Annotated in this window: 1 protein-coding gene; it reads right to left on the reverse strand. The window is 66.0% G+C overall.

Annotation, left to right across the window (positions count from 1 at the left end; translation table 11 throughout):
* The coding region (locus J0695_RS40345) for a ferric reductase-like transmembrane domain-containing protein (protein WP_206969770.1) at positions 1-362 on the reverse strand (362 nt) is incomplete at both ends.

Here is a 362-nt window from a genome sequence, read left to right on the forward strand (position 1 = left end):
CCCGTACCGGAAGGTCTTCGCGGACGGCTCCACGGCGAACTCGTTGCCGGTGGTGATCTGGTGCCAGAACGTCAGGTACATCGCCGCGTACGTCAGCAGGTGCACGTGATACCAGCTGTCGTACGGCAGCCGGCGGCGGATCGGGCCGATCGAGAGGAAGGCGATCACGAACAGCAGACCCGTGCCGATGGCGGCCTTGCCCATGTCCGGCAGCTGATCGACCGAGGTGATCGTCTGCTGGACGATGTCGCCGAGGCTCTTGCCCGCCTGGAGGGCGTAGCCCCACATGATGAGGAAGACATGGGCGATGACCAGGCTGACGGTGTAGCGCCCGCTCATCGCGTGCCAGCGGGAGACCCGGT

It is taken from the genome of Streptomyces beijiangensis (assembly GCF_017315755.1).
GTDB lineage: Bacteria > Actinomycetota > Actinomycetes > Streptomycetales > Streptomycetaceae > Streptomyces > Streptomyces beijiangensis.